The organism is Nostoc sp. UHCC 0870 (assembly GCF_022063185.1).
Classification (GTDB): Bacteria; Cyanobacteriota; Cyanobacteriia; order Cyanobacteriales; family Nostocaceae; genus Trichormus.
In genome coordinates, this window is the sequence record NZ_CP091913.1 from 4,283,439 (window position 1) to 4,304,641 (window position 21,203).

15 protein-coding genes are annotated in these 21,203 nt (G+C 41.7%); 5 read left to right on the forward strand and 10 right to left on the reverse strand.

What is annotated here, in order from left to right:
• Window positions 1–23 precede the first annotated feature (23 nt).
• Both L6494_RS18080 and hemF read right to left on the reverse strand, forming a co-directional pair.
• Entirely contained in the window at window positions 24–1,427 is a 1,404-nt protein-coding gene (locus L6494_RS18080) for a tyrosine phenol-lyase (RefSeq protein ID WP_237989064.1), read from the reverse strand.
• Between the two features lie 798 nt (window positions 1,428–2,225).
• Window positions 2,226–3,269: an oxygen-dependent coproporphyrinogen oxidase gene (gene hemF / locus L6494_RS18085; RefSeq protein ID WP_237989065.1), complete on the reverse strand. Its 1,044-nt coding sequence runs from the start codon at window positions 3,267–3,269 to the stop codon at window positions 2,226–2,228.
• 254 nt (window positions 3,270–3,523) lie between these two features.
• Here hemF and acsF point away from each other — a divergent pair, with 254 nt between their 5' ends.
• The 3 genes from acsF (at window position 3,524) to L6494_RS18100 (ending at window position 7,954) form a co-directional block, all read left to right on the forward strand.
• Window positions 3,524–4,579: a magnesium-protoporphyrin IX monomethyl ester (oxidative) cyclase gene (gene acsF, locus L6494_RS18090; protein ID WP_237989066.1), complete on the forward strand. Its 1,056-nt coding sequence runs from the start codon at window positions 3,524–3,526 to the stop codon at window positions 4,577–4,579.
• Window positions 4,580–5,275: 696 nt separating this feature from the next.
• The gene (locus tag L6494_RS18095) at window positions 5,276–5,617 is read left to right on the forward strand and encodes a hypothetical protein (protein WP_237989067.1); all 342 of its coding nucleotides are present in this window, start codon (window positions 5,276–5,278) and stop codon (window positions 5,615–5,617) included.
• 114 nt (window positions 5,618–5,731) lie between these two features.
• Window positions 5,732–7,954, forward strand: coding sequence for an SUMF1/EgtB/PvdO family nonheme iron enzyme (locus tag L6494_RS18100; protein WP_237989068.1), 2,223 nt, complete (start codon window positions 5,732–5,734; stop codon window positions 7,952–7,954).
• An 858-nt stretch (window positions 7,955–8,812) separates the two neighbouring features.
• Here the strand turns inward: L6494_RS18100 and L6494_RS18105 are convergent.
• The 8 genes from L6494_RS18105 to L6494_RS18140 form a co-directional block, all read right to left on the reverse strand.
• The gene (locus L6494_RS18105; protein WP_237989069.1) at window positions 8,813–10,078 is read right to left on the reverse strand and encodes a glycosyltransferase; all 1,266 of its coding nucleotides are present in this window, start codon (window positions 10,076–10,078) and stop codon (window positions 8,813–8,815) included.
• A 117-nt stretch (window positions 10,079–10,195) separates the two neighbouring features.
• Window positions 10,196–11,452, reverse strand: a complete 1,257-nt coding sequence (locus L6494_RS18110) for a glycosyltransferase (protein WP_237989070.1) — start codon at window positions 11,450–11,452, stop codon at window positions 10,196–10,198.
• 29 nt (window positions 11,453–11,481) lie between these two features.
• Window positions 11,482–12,741, reverse strand: a complete 1,260-nt coding sequence (locus L6494_RS18115; RefSeq protein ID WP_237989071.1) for a glycosyltransferase — start codon at window positions 12,739–12,741, stop codon at window positions 11,482–11,484.
• 194 nt (window positions 12,742–12,935) lie between these two features.
• The gene (locus tag L6494_RS18120; RefSeq protein WP_237989072.1) at window positions 12,936–13,403 is read right to left on the reverse strand and encodes a DUF2141 domain-containing protein; all 468 of its coding nucleotides are present in this window, start codon (window positions 13,401–13,403) and stop codon (window positions 12,936–12,938) included.
• Between the two features lie 35 nt (window positions 13,404–13,438).
• Window positions 13,439–14,446, reverse strand: coding sequence for a glycosyltransferase family 2 protein (locus L6494_RS18125; RefSeq protein ID WP_237989073.1), 1,008 nt, complete (start codon window positions 14,444–14,446; stop codon window positions 13,439–13,441).
• Window positions 14,447–14,547: 101 nt separating this feature from the next.
• Window positions 14,548–15,549, reverse strand: a complete 1,002-nt coding sequence (locus L6494_RS18130) for an NAD-dependent epimerase/dehydratase family protein (RefSeq protein WP_237989074.1) — start codon at window positions 15,547–15,549, stop codon at window positions 14,548–14,550.
• A gap of 165 nt (window positions 15,550–15,714) precedes the next feature.
• Window positions 15,715–16,893, reverse strand: coding sequence for an ABC transporter permease DevC (devC, locus tag L6494_RS18135; RefSeq protein ID WP_237989075.1), 1,179 nt, complete (start codon window positions 16,891–16,893; stop codon window positions 15,715–15,717).
• 77 nt (window positions 16,894–16,970) lie between these two features.
• Window positions 16,971–18,179 carry an ABC exporter membrane fusion protein gene (locus L6494_RS18140; RefSeq protein ID WP_237989076.1) on the reverse strand — a complete coding sequence of 403 codons (1,209 nt, stop codon included), beginning with the start codon at window positions 18,177–18,179 and terminating at the stop codon, window positions 16,971–16,973.
• 693 nt (window positions 18,180–18,872) lie between these two features.
• On the opposite strand from L6494_RS18140, the gene L6494_RS18145 reads away from it, so the two are divergent.
• Together L6494_RS18145 and L6494_RS18150 are read left to right on the forward strand one after the other, a co-directional pair.
• On the forward strand, window positions 18,873–20,201 hold the full coding sequence (locus L6494_RS18145) for a ParB/RepB/Spo0J family partition protein (protein WP_237989077.1): 1,329 nt from the start codon (window positions 18,873–18,875) through the stop codon (window positions 20,199–20,201).
• Window positions 20,202–20,887: 686 nt separating this feature from the next.
• Window positions 20,888–21,166, forward strand: a complete 279-nt coding sequence (locus L6494_RS18150) for a hypothetical protein (RefSeq protein ID WP_237989078.1) — start codon at window positions 20,888–20,890, stop codon at window positions 21,164–21,166.
• Window positions 21,167–21,203: the final 37 nt, after the last annotated feature.

Here is a 21,203-nt window from a genome sequence, read left to right on the forward strand (position 1 = left end):
GATTCCATGCAGCTAAATTACGATTACAGCAGTTCAAAGCGGGCTTGAAAGAAGCGGAGATATTTAGGTTCGTAAATCATCTGCATTCCACCCAGGCGATCGCGATTGTAATATACTTCATCAACTGCTTCAGCTGTTAAATCCATGTGGGCTTGAGTATAAACACGGCGCGGAATCGTCAGACGCAGTAGTTCTAAGTCTGGATAATAGTGGTCGCCTGTATCTTTGTTGCGTCCGGCGGAAACAATACCCCTTTCCATAGACCGAATTCCTGCTTCTACATATAATTCTGCGGCTAGGCGTTGCGCGGGAAATTGGTCTTGGGGGATGTGGGGTAAAAAGCGTTTGGCATCTAAATAAATCGCGTGACCACCAATTGGCATCACAATGGGAATATTCCAATCTATGAGCTTCTGACCGAGATATTCAACTTGTCCCACACGGGCGCGAATATGGTCATCTTGGACGGATTCTTCAATCCCCCGCGCCATCGCTTCCATATCACGTCCAGCCATACCGCCATAGGTATGTAAGCCTTCGTAGATGACTACGCGATTACGGGCTTCTTCGTAAGTATCAGGATCGTTAAGTGCTAGCCAACCGCCGATATTGACTAGGGAATCTTTTTTCCCGCTCATCGTACAACCATCGGTGTAAGAGCAAAATTCCCGTAAGATAGTAGCGATCGCTTGATCACGATAATCTGGTTCTCGCTGTTGGATAAAGTAAGCATTTTCCACAGCGCGGGTAGCATCTAAAATTACCCGAATGCCATGGTTTTGAGCTATTTGGAAAACTTCCCGCATATTAGCCATAGAAATCGGCTGTCCGCCAGCCATGTTCACAGTACCCGCCACACTAATATAAGGAATGCGTCCTGCACCAACTTGGCGAATTAAATCTGTGAGTTTTTCTAGGTCAATATTGCCCTTGAAAGGATGTAAAGATTTAGAATCATGAGCTTCATCAATAATCACATCAATAAATGTACCGCCTGCTAACTCTTGATGTAGCTTGGTTGTGGTGAAATACATATTGCCGGGGATGTAGTCACCTGGTTTAATCAGAATCTGCGACAGAATATTTTCTGCACCCCTTCCTTGGTGGGTGGGGACAATATAGCGATAACCGTAATATTTCTGGATATTTGCTTCTAAGTGATAAAAGTTTTTACTACCGGCGTAGGCTTCATCCCCCATCATCATCCCCGCCCACTGGGAGTCACTCATAGCAGATGTTCCACTATCTGTAAGTAAGTCTATGTAGACATCTTCGGAACGTAATAAAAAAGTATTGTACCCAGCTTCGGCGATCGCCTGCTCACGTTCAGCACGAGAGGTCATTTTCAACGGCTCAACCACCTTGATTTTATATGGTTCTGCCCAGGAACGGCGACGGCGTGGCGAATTGTGCTTAGTATCAGTCATCGATTAATTACTCCCGTATCAGATGCACTGGTTTGTGCATACTATTTTGGTAGGTATAATCTCAAGTGGCAAATACTGTTACAAATATTGCGATTTTGATTGGTGATCATGAACCCCATGTTTTCCCAGCAACTAGGGTTCTGGAGTCTCAGCAATAATTTAGGATTTTTATCTGAGTTACTACTTTTTATACAAAGTTAAGCCAGCGTTAAGATTTTTTTCAAGATTACCCATCTGAGAATATTTAATATTTTGATATAGGAAAATAAATATAAGCATCAACAAATATCTTTTTGTAAATTTTTGTTTTAATCTTAGCTAGAAAATATCTTTATCTCCGGTATTTTCTAGCTGGATTAATTTATTAGCAATTGCATTTGTCTAATTGCGGGACATTAACAATTGAATTTAATAAAAATCGGAGGTTTTCATATGGCTATTCGGAATAACCTCATTACTAATTTCCGGCAAAAATTCAGCCAAGATTCTGTTAGTTGGGGTTCTTTAGCTCTTTGGATTAGTAGTTTAGTTGTACTTTTCCTAATTTTGACAAGATTTTTTCTGCCTGCATCATGAATCAATTCAAAATTCAAAATTCAAAATTAAATACAGCCACCTACATTCGCGCAGCGTCCCGCAGGGAGGGGTGGGGTTTCTACCGTTCGGCTGACGCTCACGGCGGAAGCCTACCTTGAGAAATAAGGATTTTTTCTCTGACGTTCTCTTCTCTTCTCTTCTCTTCGAGAGGCTACGCCAACGAGAGGCTACGCCAACGAGAGGCTGCGCCAAGGACTTCTTCTACGCCCAATCTCTAGGCTGGAGAAAAACTTCCGTCAGTTCTGCTTCCGGGCTTCCTGCTTCCGGTTCATAGCAATATTCCCAACGTGCTAAGGGTGGTAAAGACATGAGAATCGATTCTGTCCGTCCCTTAGTTTGCAAACCAAATACTGTTCCTCGGTCGTAAACCAAATTAAACTCAACGTAACGACCCCGACGGTAAAGTTGAAAATTACGCTGGCGATCGCCATACTCAATTCCTTGCCTGCGTTCTACAATAGGCAAGTAAGCAGGTAAAAAAGCCTGACCGCAAGACTGCACAAACGCAAAGATATCTTCCCAATTCCGCGCTACATTTCCCACTTTTTGGCTGTAAATTGCGGCTGGACTATCTGTTTGACTTTCAACGTACAGCTTACCGCTAGCATCTTGATAGTCGAAGAAAATACCGCCAATACCTCGCTGTTCTTCCCGATGTCGTAAATAGAAGTATTCATCACACCAGCGTTTAAATGCTGGATAATACTCTGGATTATGGACATCACAGGCATTTTTTAGCGTCTGATGAAAGTGAACCGCATCCTCTTGAAAGGCATAGTATGGCGTTAAATCAGCCCCACCACCAAACCACCAAATAGGGCCAGCTTCAAAGTAGCGATAGTTGAGATGTACTGTTGGTACGTAGGGATTGCGGGGATGCAACACCATTGAAGTTCCTGTGGCAAAAAACTCATGTCCGGCTGCTTCTGGACGTTGCGCCAAAATTGAAGCAGGTAGGCTATTTCCCCACACTGCGGAAAAGTTCACGCCACCCTGTTCAAACACCCGCCCTTCTCGAATCACGCGGGTACGTCCTTCTCCCCCTTCTGCTCGCTCCCAGTGGTCTTGGTGAAAGCTTGCTTCCCCGTCAAGTTGCTCTAACGCTGTGCAAATCTCATCCTGTAAGGTCTGCATGAATTGCTGCACACGCTGCTGTGAATCCTTGGGTATGGTATTGGTAGGTGAGGTCAGCAATACTGTGTGATTTGGAGATTCTTGCAGAGAATTATCGGAATGACGACCCATGTTAAAACCTCTGAAACTTTGAGTAAGGGTATTTATCACTAGTTAATAACTTTATAGTTATTAAGTAAAATTAAAGCAGAGAATTTTCAAAACTTAATAAATTCATTAACCCCTACTCCTCAAAGCTTTTCCAATTTTACTTTATATGTAGTATTTCCAACTTTGCTGAAGGAATGTAAAGAGTGCTAGTCAAAGAATCCCACCTATTATAACTTGATAGCTATGAAATCATTTACTTGATTACCGCATTACTTATGGTTAATACCCTACCCAAACCAGGAATCAAAACCCCCAGCAAAGAAACTGTACTCACCCCCCGGTTTTATACTACAGATTTTGAAACCGCCGCCAACCTGGATTTGTCTGCCCAGGAAAACGAGTTACAGGCAATGTTGGCAGAAATGCGGGCAGACTACAACCGCCACCATTTCGTTCGAGATGAAGCCTTTGAACAGTCGTGGGAACACATTGACGGTGAAGCCAGACAGGCGTTTATTGAGTATTTGGAACGTTCTTGCATTTCTGAGTTTTCCGGCTTCTTACTCTTCAAAGAATTATCCCGCAAGCTGAAAAATCGCAGTCCAGTTTTAGCAGAAATGTTTCAACTGATGGCGCGTGATGAAGCCCGCCACGCCGGGTTTCTCAACAAAGCAATGGGCGATTTTAAACTCTCCCTAGATTTAGCCACGGTGACTAAAACCCGCACCTATACCTTCTTCCCGATTGAGTGGGTACTTTACACCGTTTATCTATCAGAAAAAATTGGCTACTGGCGTTACATTATTATTTTCAGACATTTAGAAAAGCACCCGGAAAACCAGTTTTACCCCATCTTCCGCTACTTTGAGAGTTGGTGTCAGGACGAAAACCGCCACGGGGACATATTCAAAGCACTTTTACGTTCTCAACCGCAACTATGGAACAACTGGAAAGCTAGGTTGTGGAGTCGCTTTTTCTTGCTATCAGTATTTGCTACCCACACCCTGACAGTTCATGAACGTTCCGGTTTCTACAAATCCCTGGGACTTGATGCGACAGATTTTGATCTTCAAGTTGTCCGCAACACCAACGAAACGGCGGGACGGGCTTTTCCTGTAATGTTGAATACCGAACATCCCAAGTTTTTCCCCCTACTGCAACGCTGTGCAGGTTACAACTTGAAAATTTCCGAAATTGAGCGCAGTTCTCAGCCGAAATTTGTGAAACTGATTCGTAAACTACCTTTAATTGCAGCCATTGTTTGGAATCTCTTGATGGTTTACCTCATCAAACCCATTGATACTGAAGCTGTGCGGGAAACCGTGCGTTAGATTTTTGAGGCGATGTCTAAGGTGGTAAAATACTAGGTTATCAAGTTTGTAGTAAGGACTTTAGTCCTTAGAAAAATCAGGACTAAAGTCCTTACTACGAACCTTGATTCTTGACTGTTGACTGTCAACAGTCAACGACTGCAAAAAGTGGTGATGCAATTTAGCTGGGCATTAGCTTAGACTGTCAGTAACCCAGCCCTAAAGGGACTGGGCTTGTAAGAGAAATCAAGCAAGCCGTACTGACCAGATCACCTAGTAATAGGTAAACGTTATTTGAGTCATGACACCCTGTGGATGCGTAGCTAGTCCCCTGCTCTGTCGCTTGTGATTAAACAGTTCTAAGGTCACTGGAACAGTGTTGCAAGCCTAACAAGCTCTTATAACGGATCGAAGCTAACATTACTCCCGCAAGGGAAGGCTCTATTGAGCAAAACATTATGCGTACAGGGTGAAAAGTTTGAAACGGTAATTGTCCCGTCTAAAGTGCATTACAAAAGCACACCAAACAGATTAACCCCAAGGCGGTAATGATTCTAATATTCAATGCCGTTAAAACGGTTTCTCCTTCGGAGACGCTGCGCGAACGTGTCGCGGCTGGTGAGCCACGTCGAACCATCCCTCTCAGCCCTAAAGGGACTGAGTTTCTTGCATACCGTGAAGTCTTATGATTAGTAGTTATAAACGCCAATAGTTTATATGTCTGATTCTATACAGTATGTTACCAATCAAGATGGAGAAAAAGTTGGTGTGCTGTTAGATTTAGCCACATACCAACAACTGACAAATTCATCACTAGAAGATGATGAAGTTTTAACTGGCTTAAGCTTGGATGAATTACAAGCTTTGGCAGGTAGTATGTTGTCTCCAAAAGTCCAAATCGAGTTAAATGATTTATTGGAGCGAAATGCAGAGAATTTGCTTGCTGCTGAAGATGAAGCTAATTTAGACTATTTATTGGCACAGATTGACCAACTAAATATTTTAAAAACCAGAGCTAGATATACTTTAAAAATTAAAGGAATATCAAAAGCGGCGTGAGTATTTCTATAATTTTTTGCTTTAGCGCGGAGAGTGTCAATGATTGCGCTTGCCAGATTTAACGCTTAACAATTACACTAAAATTGATTAAGCTTCTCAGGGTTTACACTCATCTTGAACACACTGGCGGGACGCTACGAAATTATTCGATTACTAGGCGGCGGTGGCTTTGCTGTCACATATCTCGCTAGGGATAACTTGCAACCCAGCAAACCTTTGTGTGTCGTCAAACAACTGCGTCCCAACCAAACCGAACCCCGTGTAATTGAATTTTTTGAGAAAGAAGCCGCTATCCTCGAAAGGTTGGGGAAACATCCCCAAATTCCCCAACTTCTGGCACACTTCAACCAAGACCAGAATCTTTATATAGTTCAAGAGTTTATCGAAGGACAAGACCTGAGTCGAGAAATAGTCCCTGGTAAGCGACTGAGTGAAAGTTATGTCACCAAACTTTTACAGGATGCTCTAGAAATCTTATCTTTTGTACATCAACAGGGAGTGATTCACCGCGACATCAAACCCCAAAACCTGATGCGACGACAACAAGATGGCAAAATTATGCTGATTGACTTTGGCGCGGTAAAAGAACTTGGGACATTAATGGTGAACTCTCAAGGTGAAATCAATTCTAGCGTTGTGATTGGCACACCTGGTTATATGTCCTATGAGCAATATAGGGGTAAACCTTGTTGTGGTAGCGATATTTATGCGTTAGGGGTAATGGCTATTCAAGCTTTAACAGGTGTTTTGCCCTCAGAATTAGAAGAAGACACCCAAACGGGGGAAATTATCTGGCAAAATCAAGTGCAGGTGAGTAATCATTTGGCTGAAGTATTAACCAAAATGGTGCGCCATCACTTCAGTATGCGCTATCCTAACGCCACGGAAGCATTGCAAGCTTTAATCTCGGTGTCAGTATCATTACCACCTACAGTCTTAGTTGAGATTAACAAGGAATTATATCTGCAAGAAGTCACGAGTCGCGCCCAGCAAGGTCAAGGTAATTTTTCTGTCTTTGCGTTGAGAATACTGGAATCTAAGCGCGTTGAGTTGGGATTATCTGAAGATGAAGCTAGAGAAATTCAAGAGCAAGTTTTGCAACCCTATCGGGGGTATGAACGCAAGTTACAAGAGTATGAACAGGCGTTAATTGATGCGGTAAAGCAAGAATATCCCTTTAGCCAGGGAACGCAAAAGGACTTACAAGACTATCAACAATATTTAGGATTGCGGGATGAAGATATCGCGGCGATAGAAGCAAGGGTGTTTGCGCCACAACAATCACAACGCCAGCAGCAGGAAGCGGAAAGATTACGCCAAGAACAACAGAGACAAGCTGAATTACAACGCCAGCAACAGGAAGCGGAAAGGTTACGTCAGGAACAACAACGAAAAGCTGAATTACAACGCCAGCAGCAGGAAGCCGAAAGGTTACGTCAGGAACAACAACGACAACGACAACGACAACAGGAAGCATCTAAGGCTCAATCTAACCCAGGTATTCAAACTCAGACTTTTGAATTTGACACCGCTACTATTACCCTGAAATCTGGGTTTTTGGGTATAGGAAAGAAACATGAAATCAACCACAGTCGGGGACGCGCTGAGTATTTTAGAGAAAACTTAGGTAATGGTGTTGCTTTAGATATGGTGGCGATTCCTGGTGGTAAATTTCTCATGGGTTCACCAGAAGATGAACCAGGACAATTTTACTCATTTAACTCTGAACGTCCACAGCATAAGGTCAGTGTTAAACCCTTTTTTATGGGTAAATTGCCCGTTACCCAAGCTCAATGGAAAGTTGTTGCTGCTTTTGCTAAGGTAAATATTGATTTAAATCCCGACCCTTCTTTTTTTAAAGGTGTTAACTGTCCTGTAGAACAAGTTGCTTGGGATGAGGCGTTGGAGTTTTGCGCTAGACTATCTCGAAAAACTGGGAGAATCTATCGTTTACCTAGTGAGGCGGAATGGGAATACGCTTGTCGTGCTGGGACGACCACCCCATACTATTTTGGTGACGCGATTACCAAGGATTTAGCAAATTATTATAACAAGCAAACAACGGATGTCGGGCAATTTCCTGCTAATCCCTTTGGGTTATTTGATATGTATGGTAACATATACGAATGGTGTCAGGATGAGTGGCACGAAAATTATAATCAAGCTCCAAATGATGCTAGTGAGTGGCTTGGCAGTATAAATGAATACAAACTTCTGCGTGGCGGTAGTTGGGGCGACTATGCCTGGGATTGCCGTTCTGCCCATCGCACTTGGGGCGCGCGCGCGAGTCGTAACATCAATGTTGGTTTTCGCGTGGTGGCTGTGGCTGTGGCGTGAGGATTCTTTACCCTTTGCACTCTTGCCCTCTACACTTCTTTCTATTTTCCCTTCTTAAGTTCTCGTGCTTTGCGTGAGAAAGTTTTTTTATTTTTTCGCATGAATAATTATCACAATACACAATCCTAGCGATTTGTCATTCTGAGTGGAGCGGAGCGGAAGGAAGAATCTCGGACTTGCACCGTAGTCTCTAGATGTTTCATTTCGCTGTCGCTACATACTCCTAGGTCAAAGCAAGCTACAACATGACAAAGGAGAGAGGCTTTAATTTTCCCCCTTCCCTACTAGGGAAGGGGGTTAGGGGGTTAGGTTTCACGTTAACTTTTCCACATAACGTGACAAATCAGACTAAATACTCTGTTACTGCTAACAGCACTCCTAAGAGGTTGTTTGAAAAGTCTCTATTGGTGTAGCAAAACATTTTAGATCCCCCTAAATCCCCCTTAATAAGCTACGGTGTATACACAAGTCAGATTTTCTTTCTAGATCAAGGTTTTACCCCCCTTAATCCCCCCTTGGAAAGGGGGGAAACCGGAAAATATAGTTCCCTCCCCTTTCCAAGGGGAGGGTTAGGGTGGGGTAATTCGAGGACAGATAGTGTTCGATAACTTGTGTATACACGGTAGCCTTAAAAAGGGGGACTTTAAGAAGCTTTCCCCCCTTAAAAAGGGGGATCGACAAGTGCTTAAAATCACCGCCAACCACTTTTCAAACACGCTCTAATAGTCAGGACTTACGCAAGTGTCACAGTCGATGGTTGGTGCGTGACGCTATAAGTCTTATGACTACGTTCAAATACTTTTACAGCGTCACACACCCTACATCAAAAATATGCCAGTTGCGTAAGTCCTCATAGTTTTAAACTGAAGTAGTTTCTACTGTGTCTGATACTTGCACCAACTCATACAGCTTGACTTCAAACTTCTCCATACAAGCTGACCAATCATATTCCAAGATGGAAGGACGAGCCTGTTTAGCCATAGCTGCTTTAAGTTCAGGGTTGGAGAGAATATCTATCACCTTTTGAGCAAAATCTGCGGGGTTGTTGGGTTCAGCTAAAAAGCCATTATGACCAGGAGTTACTTGCTCTGAGGTGGATGGTGCTAAGGCTGCAACAACAGGAGTACCAGAAGCTAAGGCTTCGTTAGTTGTGGTGCAGAAGTTTTCTGTGACGGAGGGATTGACAAAGACATCCGCACGAGCAAACCAACCTAATAGTTCTGTACCGTGAGACTCACCCCAGATAGTAATACCTGAGCCAAACTTTTCCGCACGTTTGCAAATTTCTGCATCTAGAGGGCCACTACCCACAATCACTAAATGAATGTTGGGAATTTGAGCAGCAATCAGAGGATAGACATCTAGGAGTTGTGGGACATTCTTTTCGGCGGTGATGCGTCCGACAAAGAGAATAGTTGGTCTATCGTCATTAGGGATGGGGTTGTGAGAGATATTACGAGGGTGGAATTTCTCGCAATCAATACCCTGATAGGGGACATATTCACTCGGTTGACATCCTAATTTTTGGTATTTAGCTAGTTGTTCACGAGAGGAAAATATATTCAGATCGTAAGTTCGGCTAATTTGCTCCACCAAATAGGGGATGATAGGACTCAACAACTTAAAGAAGACATTCCCTAAGTAATATTTGATGTAAGCCACAATATCTGTGTGGAAGACCGAAATAATCGGGGTTTTAGTCCGTCGTGCATACTCCACACCCACCGGACGACCATAACCTTGGATTAAGGCTGAATATAAACCGCGCATTTGGGCGGCTTCTTCCACCACAATGATGTCAGGTTGGAAATCAACCAGTAACTCGGTATCGCTCCAATGACGATAACTCAAAGGTTGGGGTAGAGACTTGTAGAATATCAGTGGCTCTGTGGGGAATGAGAAAGAAGAGAAATTGGGATAAGATTTTAACTCCTCTAACCCAGGCATGGGGCGATCGCCTACTTTTTTGGGATACTGATCATTAAATTGCGGATGGACTAAAAATACTTCATGACCCTGTTGTAGTAACCAACGCGCTCTCTGGTGAACTGCAACGGAAACCCCGGTCAAAAAAGGAGAATACAATCCTGAAAACAAAGCGATGCGAAGTTTTTGCTTATTCATAATCCTATGTAATGTGTGTATCTTGTCTCAGCCAGAGGTGTTTGAAGAGGAAGCACTTCTACTAAGCAAGTTGGATAAGAATTTAGGATTTACGCATCGATAGAGAGATTAAAGAGTTCACAGAGAAATTTGGCGATCGCTTGGTTGATTTCCTTGCTGATAAGGGCGATATTCCATCAAATGTATTTGCCAAGCCCCTTTCACTTCATAGGTAACACCACGCCAATGTACTATGGGCATATCGAAAGCTCGAAACATAGCTAACCCATATACCCATTGTGTCAAGGGTATTCCCATGATCATCTTCCAGATGAGAGGCCAAGACAATTCTGTGATTGGCTTACCTTGGGAACGAATTATTGGCTGTATGCTCATTTCCAAAAACAACGTCAGCATAACTAACGACAGGATATAAATCCCATACCAGATGAAGGCGATCGCAGCTGTACCGCCTTGTCCGGTAAACCAAGCCAGGATAAACACCACAACTAACAAATTGGGTAGCAAAATCGTCAACACAGCCTCAGCCACCACCCCCGGCCAAAAAGGATGGTAAAGTCGAGAAGTCATTATTTGACGTTGTAACCAATACCTTAAGCTAGGTAAATCCGCCTCCTCCTGATTCAACATAATCAAAGAAGGTACAAACTTCACCTGGAGGTTATGTTGACTCAAGACACGACGAATCATAGTGTCTTCATCAAAGGCTTGTCCCCACTTCTCTAATAGTCCTGTTTGGTGTATTACCTCTGTTTTTATAGCCAAACTACCACCCCAAGGAACGCCGTATAGATACATCTGGGCGATCGCCGAAACATTCCAGATATAACGAACTAACGAACCCCAATACGTACCTGTGGGTACATACCAACGGTTTCCAGTCGTTGCACCTACGGAGGGATTATTTAAAGGGGAGACTAATTCCCGCAACCAATTAGGGTGAACAATCGTGTCAGCATTCACCAACGCCACAACCTTGTAAGTCTCGTCTAGTTCCGAGACAGCTTGTAACAGGGAACTGCACTTGAGACTACAGGTTGATCGGATGTTTCGCAAATGACTGATTTGGTAATTAGTTACACCCAATTGACCGATAGTATCGCTGACAACTTGCCAAGCCGGATCATCCTGACTATCGATAATCAGCTTCAAATTATACTGTGGATAGTTTTGCTGAAGTAGCGATCGCAAACAATCCGGTAAAAACGGGTCAGCACCACGTAAACATAACAACACCGCCGTTTTCGGTAACTGTTCATCGGGTAAACTTTTAGAACCTGAATTTAAACTCCCCACAAACAGTAGTACGAAACCCACCTGAACAACTAACCAAGCCACCAAAAATTTCGATATCGATATCACCAAATCATTCATTTGTTGATGACCCTTACATGATGTATCATTCAAAGAGATATCTTGCTATCCACAGGTTGATCTAAAAAATCATAGGGATGGTATTCCACCAAACGAACATTCCAAGGGCCTCGAATCCGATAGACAATCCCCCGCCACTTCACCGTTGATATCCACACAGAAGAGAGCATAGCTAACCCATATACCCACTGTGTTACGGGAATAGACAACAACATTCTCCCCACCATTCCTATTGATAACTTTGTCCCCGGCTGACCTTGGGCGCGAATCACCGGCTGTAAAGCCATCTCCATCAACAGCATCAACGACAGTAATCCCAAAGTGTAAATGCTGTAGGATTTAAATAATAAATCCGCTACTTCCCACTGAGCATCACCTAACGATAAGAAAAACAACACAATCACTAAAGTGGGAAACAAAATACTAGAAACAGCTTCACTCACAATAGCTAGCCACCGGGGATGGTACAGGCGCGAATAGAGGATGAGACGTTTCACATAGTCGATTATCCCCAGCAAATCGCACTCTTCACGATTCACCATAATCAACGAAGGTACAAACTTCACCCTCAACCCATGTTTTTTGAGGATATTGTGCATCATTAAATCTTCACCGAAGGCTTGCGCCCACTGTTCTACAATTCCTGTTTGACGCAATACCTCTGTTTTTAAAGCCAAAGTCCCACCCCAGGGAATACCAAATAGGTACATCTGCACAACTGAAGCTATATTCCCTGTATAGCGTACCAACGAACCCCAGTATTTCCCTGTGGGTACATACCAACGATGGCCTGTTGTCGCCCCAACTTTAGGATTATCTAAAGGACTAACTAATTCCCGCAGCCAATTAGAATGAACTATGATATCGGCATCAACAAAAGCTACCACTTCATAAGAATCATCCAAATCAGAAATAGCTTGAATCAAAGCACTACATTTAAGACTACAATTGTGGCGGATAACTCTTAAATGACTAATATCAGCATTAGTTACTTCTAGTTGCTTGATAGTATCCCCAGCAATCTGCCAAGCTGGGTCATCCTGACTATCAATAATCAGCTTTAAATCGTAGTTTGGGTAATTCTGTTTTAACAACGCCTCAATACAGTTGGGTAAAAAAGGATCAGCCCCACGCAAGCAAAGAATTACCGCCGTTTTAGGTAACTGTTCATCAGGTAAAGTTTTTGTCCGCGATAATCGCACATACAACAAAAACATCAGAGAAATAAAAACCTGAATCCCCAACCATCCCAGCAAAGACCTAAACAAAAATGCTGCCAAATCTCTCATGACATCTATAAGTCTCCGGCAAATTTCGCCATCTGTAATAGTTGAGAGGAAATAAGTAATTCGTAATGGGCTGCGCCCCGCTACGCTAACGTAATTCGTAATTCGTAATTACAGTTCGTAGTAAGGACTTTAGTCCTTATTTATTTCTCAGCACTAAAGTGCTTACTACAAACCATCAAAAAACTAACAAAATTCTAGCGATCAAGTGAGTATTTCAGAGTAATATCGACAGTGGTATTTTTGGTGACAGCAAAACTTGATTTATTGAACTTGGGTGTACCTGTTTGGATGGATACAGTAGGATTATTAGAAATCCCAAATCCTTCCTTGGGAATGCCAAAGAAATCAGAATCAAGTTTTTGATTACCGTTTTGATCATCTACAACAGCTACAGCATAAGTCCCACGCTTTAAACCATAGAAATGCTTAGTAATCGACTTACCTGTAATGGGTGTACAGCCACTTTGCACTTCACTGGTGTCACTCATCGGAAACCCTTTCTCGCTAGCGTAAACTCTCATGCAAATCTGGCCTTTTTGATGCCGGATACCATTAACTACAACAGTTAACTTAGCTGTAGGTTCTGCATTCAATGGTCGAATACAAGTGAAGCTCAATAAAGTCGCTAGTAAAACATGATGTAATCGAGCAATCTTCAACATATTGTTGTCCTCATTAATAGATAGTTTTGGAATGGCTACTTTTGTTCAGAAGCGATAAATTGCGTTTCTACTTCCTGTGCTTGGAATCTGGTATGATGCCAACTCTGCCAAAGTTGTTGTGCTGCTATCAGCAAATCTTTCAGTAATAAAGACTCCTTTCCTCTGAGTTTCTGATATAAACTGATAGCGCAACAGATATAATCATGTAAACTCATTTGCAACAGACATACAGAAACGATATATTCCCATAACATTCGCCAATGAGGGAACAAAATCTTGCCTTTCTTCGATGAGTCAAACCACACTGTATAGGCATAAAAATCTGGCAGCATATTCAATGAGTATTTGTTATTGCTATTATTCAGCAACTTATATTCAGGAAAGAACATACTCATTGATTGTTGCGAATGGCTTCTGGCGAAAAATATGTATTCGGCAATTTCGTAGAATTTACCTACTAAACCAAGCCTTAATAAGAAAATGCCATCTGCGTTGCCATAGCTACCCATAGGCGGGATTTTTCTCAGCGCATCCGAGCGAATTACGCCGTACAATTGATAGCACAGATGCTTAGTCAGTAATTCATGAAAACGCTGGTAATTTTTAGGTGAATCTGCCTTGATTTGAATATCATATTTTTGCAAAAATTCACCATGTTCATCAATGAAATATACGTGAGAATGGCACAAGATAATTGTTGGGTCTTCATCTAGTACCTCAATACATTTCATGAGAAAGTCAGAGGCGTGTAAATCATCATGGGCTGCCCACTTGAAATATTCACCAGTCGCTAATTCAAAAACACGGTTAAAATTCCGGGCGCAACCAATATTTTCGGTATTCCTATAGTAACGGATGCGTTTATCTTGAGCAGCATAGGCTCGACAAATTTCTTCAGTATTATCTGTAGATGCGTTATCTGAAATAATTAATTCAAAGTCTGTAAATGTTTGAGCCAACAATGAATCTAGGGCTGCTTGAAGAAATTTCTCGCCATTATATACAGGTAAACCAATGCTCAATCTTGGTGAATTGTTGGTCATAATGGTAGGGGATTAGGGACTAGGGATTGGGGACTGGGGACTGGGGACTGGGTAAGAACTTTTCCCTTGTCTCTATTGTCTTCCTTGTCTCCCTTGTCTCCTTATTTAAGTAGCTTTTCAATGTCAGTCTTTTCTAGCCATGTTTTGGTTTGATGCAGTCCTGTTTCTAAATCAATTTTTGGTTTGTAATCTAATAAGCTTTGAGATTTAGCAATAGAACAAGCATAAGGACGACTCATAAAATCTACCGATTCTGGTAAGATGTCGGCTTTTTTGCGAAACAGTTTTTGCCCCTGATGACGCAGTTTTAAAAACAGTTTGATTTCATCTTTACCTAAAGACATCGGCGCAGGTAAACCTTCCATTGCGGCTAGGCGCATAAAATATTCTTTCCAGGAAGTTGCTTCTCCGTCGGTGATGTTAAAAATTTCGCCGTATGTCTGTTTTTCAATTGCCAAAAAGATGGCATCAATGAGGTTATCTACATAGACATGATTAATTACACCTTGCCCATCATTGGGGTAAGCAAATAACTTTTGTCGCATGAAGTGAATTGGTCTGACAACCCAAGGTAGACTTCCCGGCCCGTAAACATCGCCAGCACGAATAATAATCATGCCGAAATCTGGGGGAGAGTTGAGGGGTAGAAGTTCAGCTTCGGCGGCGATTTTGGTTTCACAGTAGGGGTTATCGCTACCGGAGAGTGTACCGGATTCCGTAATGCGATCGCAATAATCAAACCCATAGACTAAAATACTAGAAAGATGCACAAAAGTTTTTACACCAGCACTTTTGGCAGCTTTGGCTATATTCACCGCACCGCCAACATTCACTTCCTGAAACTGTTTGATAGGCCCAGCTTCTTCGGTAATTTGGGCTGTATTTAAAACAATGTCTACTCCCTGACAAGCTTTTTTAGCAACAGCCGCATCGGTAATACTCCCAATAATTACTTCAGCCCCCAATTTCTTAGCTGTGTCAGACTTATTAGAACTTTGCAACCCACGCACCTTCATTCCCTGTGCTATGGCTAACTCGGCTGCACGCAAGCCGATAAATTCATCAATTCCAGTAATTAGGAGGGTTTTGTCTTGTAAATTCATACTTATTAAAGAGGGTGTAGGGGTGTAGGGGTGTAAGGGTGTAGGGGTGTAGGGGTGTAGGGGTGTAAGGGTGTAAGGGTGTAAGGGTGTAGGGGTGAAATTAAGTTAAAATTCAAAAATTTTTGAATTTTGAATTTTGAATTTTGAATTTTTATACCCCGTGCCTTAAAAAATATCTGCCGGGTCTGCGGAACGCAGTTTGTTAATAGCAAGTGCGCCTGAAGTGATACACATTAAAACGGCGGAAACAAAGACTATTAAGGCATTATTGGCCGTCATCATAATGGGTAATTTTGTAGCTGCCATTGCAAAATCATACAAAGCTATAGAAACTAAAAATCCTGGTATATAAGCTAATAATGCCAAGATAATAGCTTGTTGAAAAACCACCTTTAATAGATAAGAATTGGGATATCCAATGGCTTTTAATGTGGCGTAAGCGATAAATTGTGTGGCAATATTGCTGTAGAGAATTTGATAGACAATTACCACACCCACCACTGAAGCCATTGTCAGCATTAGGTTCAAGATAAAACCAATTGGTGTTCTAGCAGACCAATATTGTTTTTCAAAATCAATAAAACCTTGGCGAGTGAACACCCTCACATCATTAGGTAAATTGGCTCGCAAATTTGCTAAAACTCTTTCTTGATTGGCATCAGGTTTAAGACTGATGATACCTATATCTATTTTCTCGACTGGGCGACTATTGGGATTAATCCGCAGAAAAGTTGCGTCACTGACAATCAAATTACCATCCACACCAAAGGAAGGGCCTAAGCTGAATAAGCCACCGACTCTAACTTTGTATCCTCTAGGCCCATCAAAGGGGAAGATTTCAATTGTCTGTTCGGTATCTCCTTTGTCAAAATTCGCCGCAATGGGGCCAAATTCTGGTCTTGCATCCCTATCAAATAACATGACATCAGGAATTTTCAGCCTGTCCAAGTTTTGCTCAATTTCAGGAATATTTAAGACAGATTTGCCTGGGTCAAACCCCATCACATATATAGAGTATTTCTCACCAGTAGCAGGGTTTTTCAATTTAGCAAATTGTAAATACATGGTGCTAATTGATTCCACACCATCAAAACCTAAAGTTTGGTACAAACGAGTTCGAGAAAAACTTTGATTTGATGTCAAAGATTTATATTGAGAACTTACTAAAAATAAGTCCCCTTTAAGACTTTGGTGTACTGCGGTAGCACTAGAATAGAGGGCATCTTGAAAACCAAGTTGCACAAACATCAGTAAGACAATGAAGGCGATACCAGCTACAGCCACCAAAAACCGAATTTTTTGTTGGACTAGCTGTAGCCATGCCAAAGGAATCTTAAAATTCATGGCTGTTTATTAATTAGGGAATGGGGAATTGAAAATGGGGAATGGGGACAACTTTTTTTCTGCCCCATGTCCAATGACTAAATCTGAATAGCCACATCAACCTGTAAATTTGTTAACCGGGATACCCGTTGATTATCTGCGGGTTTATCGATAGATACTTTAACTTCAATGATTCTGCGGTCTGTGTCAAAGTTGGGGTTAATGCTGAAGATGCTTTGTTTGTCAACTTGCAACCCAATTTCCTGAACTGTTCCTTGCAATTGACCGCTAAATGCAGGACTAGTGATGATTGCTTTTTGACCTAACTGAACCTTTTGAATATCGCTTTGATAGACTTCTGCAATGACATACATTTGGGAGGTTTTACCAATATCAGCAAATCCAGTGTTGCTAATAACCTCACCTTTTTTGGCGTGAATTTTTAAAATTTTGCCATCGATAGGAGCTTTAATATAGGTCAACTCCTGGTCTGCTTTCGCTTGTTTGATAGCTGTTACAGCACTCTTAACTTCATTTTGTGCCAACTCTACATCTACAGTCCGCACTTCTTGAACGCTGTTGAGTCTGGCTTTGGCTTCTTTGATTTGGTCGGCGAGGGTGTTTTGAATCCTGCTGAGACTAGCTTTGGCTTCTGTTAGTTGCTGCTGTGTTGTTTTCAGTTGTAAAGCTCTAGTGTCTGCTACAGAAGCAGAAACAGCACCTTCTTTGACTAACTTTTGATATCGCTCATTTTCCGTTTCAGCGTTATTAACTTCTGCTTGGATACGGTTAATTGTTGCCTCTTGAGTGGCAATTTCTCCTTTGAGTTGTGACTGTAACCTAGCAATGGTAGCTTTTTGGGCGGCAATGTCTCCAGGTTTAGCACCAGCTTTGACTTGTGCTAGTTGGGTTTTGGCAATTTCTAGTTTATCTAAAGCCTGTTGTAGAGCTGCGGTAGCACGGGCATAATCTTCTAAATACGCCAATACTTGCCCTGCTTTTACTTCGTCTCCTTCTTTCACCAACAGTTTTTCTACTCGGATACCATTAGTAGAACTAGGTGCTGACAAGGTAGTTACTTTACCTTCAGGCTGCAAACGTCCTAAAGCTGTGACAGCAACTTTCACTGGCGCAGCTTTGGGAGAATTAGCGGCGGGAATTTGGTCTTGAGAGCGAAATTTATTTGGCGTAAAACTGTGTAAAGCGACTATTCCAGCCGCTAACGTGATTGAAGCTGCCAAAATTAACCGCCACCTGCCTTGAGGTTTGATAAATAACTGGCGCAGGCGTTCTTTATTTACTTCCATATTTTTATTCCTAATTGGTGTGATGAGCCAGGAATACGATTGGGGACTGGGGATTGGGGAACTCGGTGCCCCCTCTGGGGATAAGGGGTAATGGGGATTGGGGATTGGGTAATAGAGCTTTTCGTGCGTCCTGGTGTACGCAGTTAATGCTGTGTACTATGAGCGATTTTTCCCTGTATTCTTATGAATGAGCTAAAAATCTGATTAGGTTTATGTAAATGCTTTAAGATTTTGATACCTACCGCAAACAAGTTACTTAGCGGCAACATTAATGATGGTGAATTGACTACAAATCTTTCTCTGTTTTACCTTAATTAGACTTCGCATCAAGTAGCGTAAAATACGCTTGCACTTTTGAACAACTTAAATTCCCATCAATACGAAGCGGGGAGTGGAAATTAATGAGAAGAATTTACTAAATACGTGTCTAATCATTGCAAAAAACTTTGATTTTGTCAATCGGTTGGGGATTGGGATAGGTTATTTGTATTCAATATTATTGATGAATTGCGATCGCCACTGTTGTGTAGTATTGGACATTATCATGGGTTATGTGAGTAAAATCATCGTTTCTAGATATTCTTGAAACATATGTGGCTTATATTAGTCTGGATGATTGGTGATTTGATTGACTGCACTGAATTTTAAATTTTGGATTTTGTCGCAAGAACCCGTAGAGTATTTAAATCGCTTATGTCTACAGTACCCATAGACCAAATTAAAATCGGTCACAACCGCCGTCCGGTCAAGGGTGACAAGGTTGATGAACTCAAGGAGTCAATTAAGGCTAATGGTCTATTAAACCCAATTACGGTAGACCAAAAGTTGAATTTGATTGCTGGACTACATCGGCTGACGGCTTGTAAGTTGTTAGGACTAGAGGCGGTTGAGTGTAATATCGTCGCTTATGCTAATGCTGACCAAGCACGGTTGGCAGAAATTGACGAAAATTTGATTCGCAATGAGCTAGAACCCCTAGAGCGTTCTGAATTGTGGTTGGAACGTGACCAAATTCTGGAACGCATGGGTTTACGGGCGAAGGTGGGAGATAATCAACATACTTTCAAAGGTGGTGAAACGATTTCACCACCCAAGAGAACTTTAGAGTTAGCTAGGGAAACTGGTTACTCAGAACGCACGTTTCAGCATGGTAAGCAAATTGCTAAAAGTATTCACCCAGAAGTTAAACAGCTAATTAAGGGTACACCCATTGCTGATAGTCCTACAGCACTTTTAAGTGTCGCGAGGGCTGGGACAAAAGAGCGTACCTTAGCTACCGCAGCACAACAGGCTAAGGAGTTAGCTCAAGCTCAAGGAGATACCGCCGAAGCTCAACGTCAAGCGCAATTAGTAGAAGAATTGCAGGCGAAGCAAAAAGAGTTACAGACATTAGCTTACAAAAGTGCTATGGCGCAAAAGGAAGCTAAATTAGCTGTGAAGAAAACTCAAGCGATCGCCTCCCCTTCACCTGCTCAGGCTTCCCCCACTATCCAAACAGGTGATGAATGGATATTAGGCAGACATCTCGTCTATTGTGGTGACACCTCCCAGCCGGAATTTCGCAACTTATTACCTTCAGATGCGGCGTTAGCGATCGCCACTCTCTCACCCACCTGGGAACATAATTACTTGGTAGATGAAGCCAAAGTTGTGGCTGTCATTCGTGCTGAAGGACATATTTATGATTTCTACAAACAAAATCAAATGCCTTTTCAATATGAATTATTACTAGGAAATCTCTATGTAGGGATTTTTTCTCATCAATTAATAGTAAAACCCCAAAACCCAATTAATATTGAAGGCGTGGAGGGAATTATTAATTATTTGCTCAATTTGTACACAAATACCAATAATTTTGTGATTGCTCCATTTATGGGACACGGCGAAATTCTCATTGCTTGTGAAAGATTAGGACGTATTTGTTTTACGGGTGACAGCAATTCAGAATTAGTTAACCGTGGACTGGGACGCTGGCAGAAATGGACTGGTAAACAAGCCCAGAACATAGGCTTGGTGTCTTAGTATTTTGTTGATTTTGAACCACAGAGGCAGAAAGGCACAGAGGAAATTAAATGTTTAAAGTTGCATACTTTGTTTATTCTGCACAATATATAGAAGGAATATTTGCTTAATAAATACTCCTTAATCATGTTCGGTCATTTATATTAAAAATTCATCAAAAAACCTCTCTTGATTATGATGTGCTGCTGAAAAATAAATTCTTGCAGCTATGTAATCAGATTTGTGTATCGATGAAATGTTTACCGGCTTGACTAGAAACTGTAATTTTTATCTGCATCGATATCAGGTCAACCTTACAGCCGACAGCAAGCAAATTGTCAGCTTGTGTTTATAAGTCCTTAATTATACTAATGTGCTATGGCTAATTTGAAATTTTCATCAACAAATATCTATCCTGTTTATAAAATTAATTTAAACCAATGATTTAGTTTCGATGAACCGTGCTATTCTTTGTATTAATTCAATGCTTAAAAGCAGCGAGGCAAATTAGTTATTTATGTGCGAGTAGAACAGTAGTAAAAAATGACTAAAGCTAGCTGTATCTCCATCGGTTTCTCAATGGTTGATAATTCGTTTAAAGGACTGTATTAACTCGGATTCAAGATGGTATTTCTTCTGTAACGAATTTGTCAACTTTTTGGGGTCGAATCCCATAACATATATTATCCTGGACGCTGAAACTGGCTATGGCATTCATCAAAATACAGAACGTTGTCATTAATACCAGCTACGTGGCTGCGGTAAAACTAGATCATCAAACTAGTTTGGGAGAAGAAAGCGTTTCTGTCCTAATAGCTACTCCTAAGTTTCCGTTGCTCCAGTTAGATACAATTGCTCAAAATTTCTACCATTACGAATGGATGGAATTTACCGGTCCAGCAGCTACCGCGCTTCAAGATTATTTTACTAGTTTCAATAACGTCATCGACTTGTTGCCGCCATATCAAGAGTCGAACGTTGGATAACATGATTCAGAAGGCAGAAGGTAAAAGAGAAATCTTG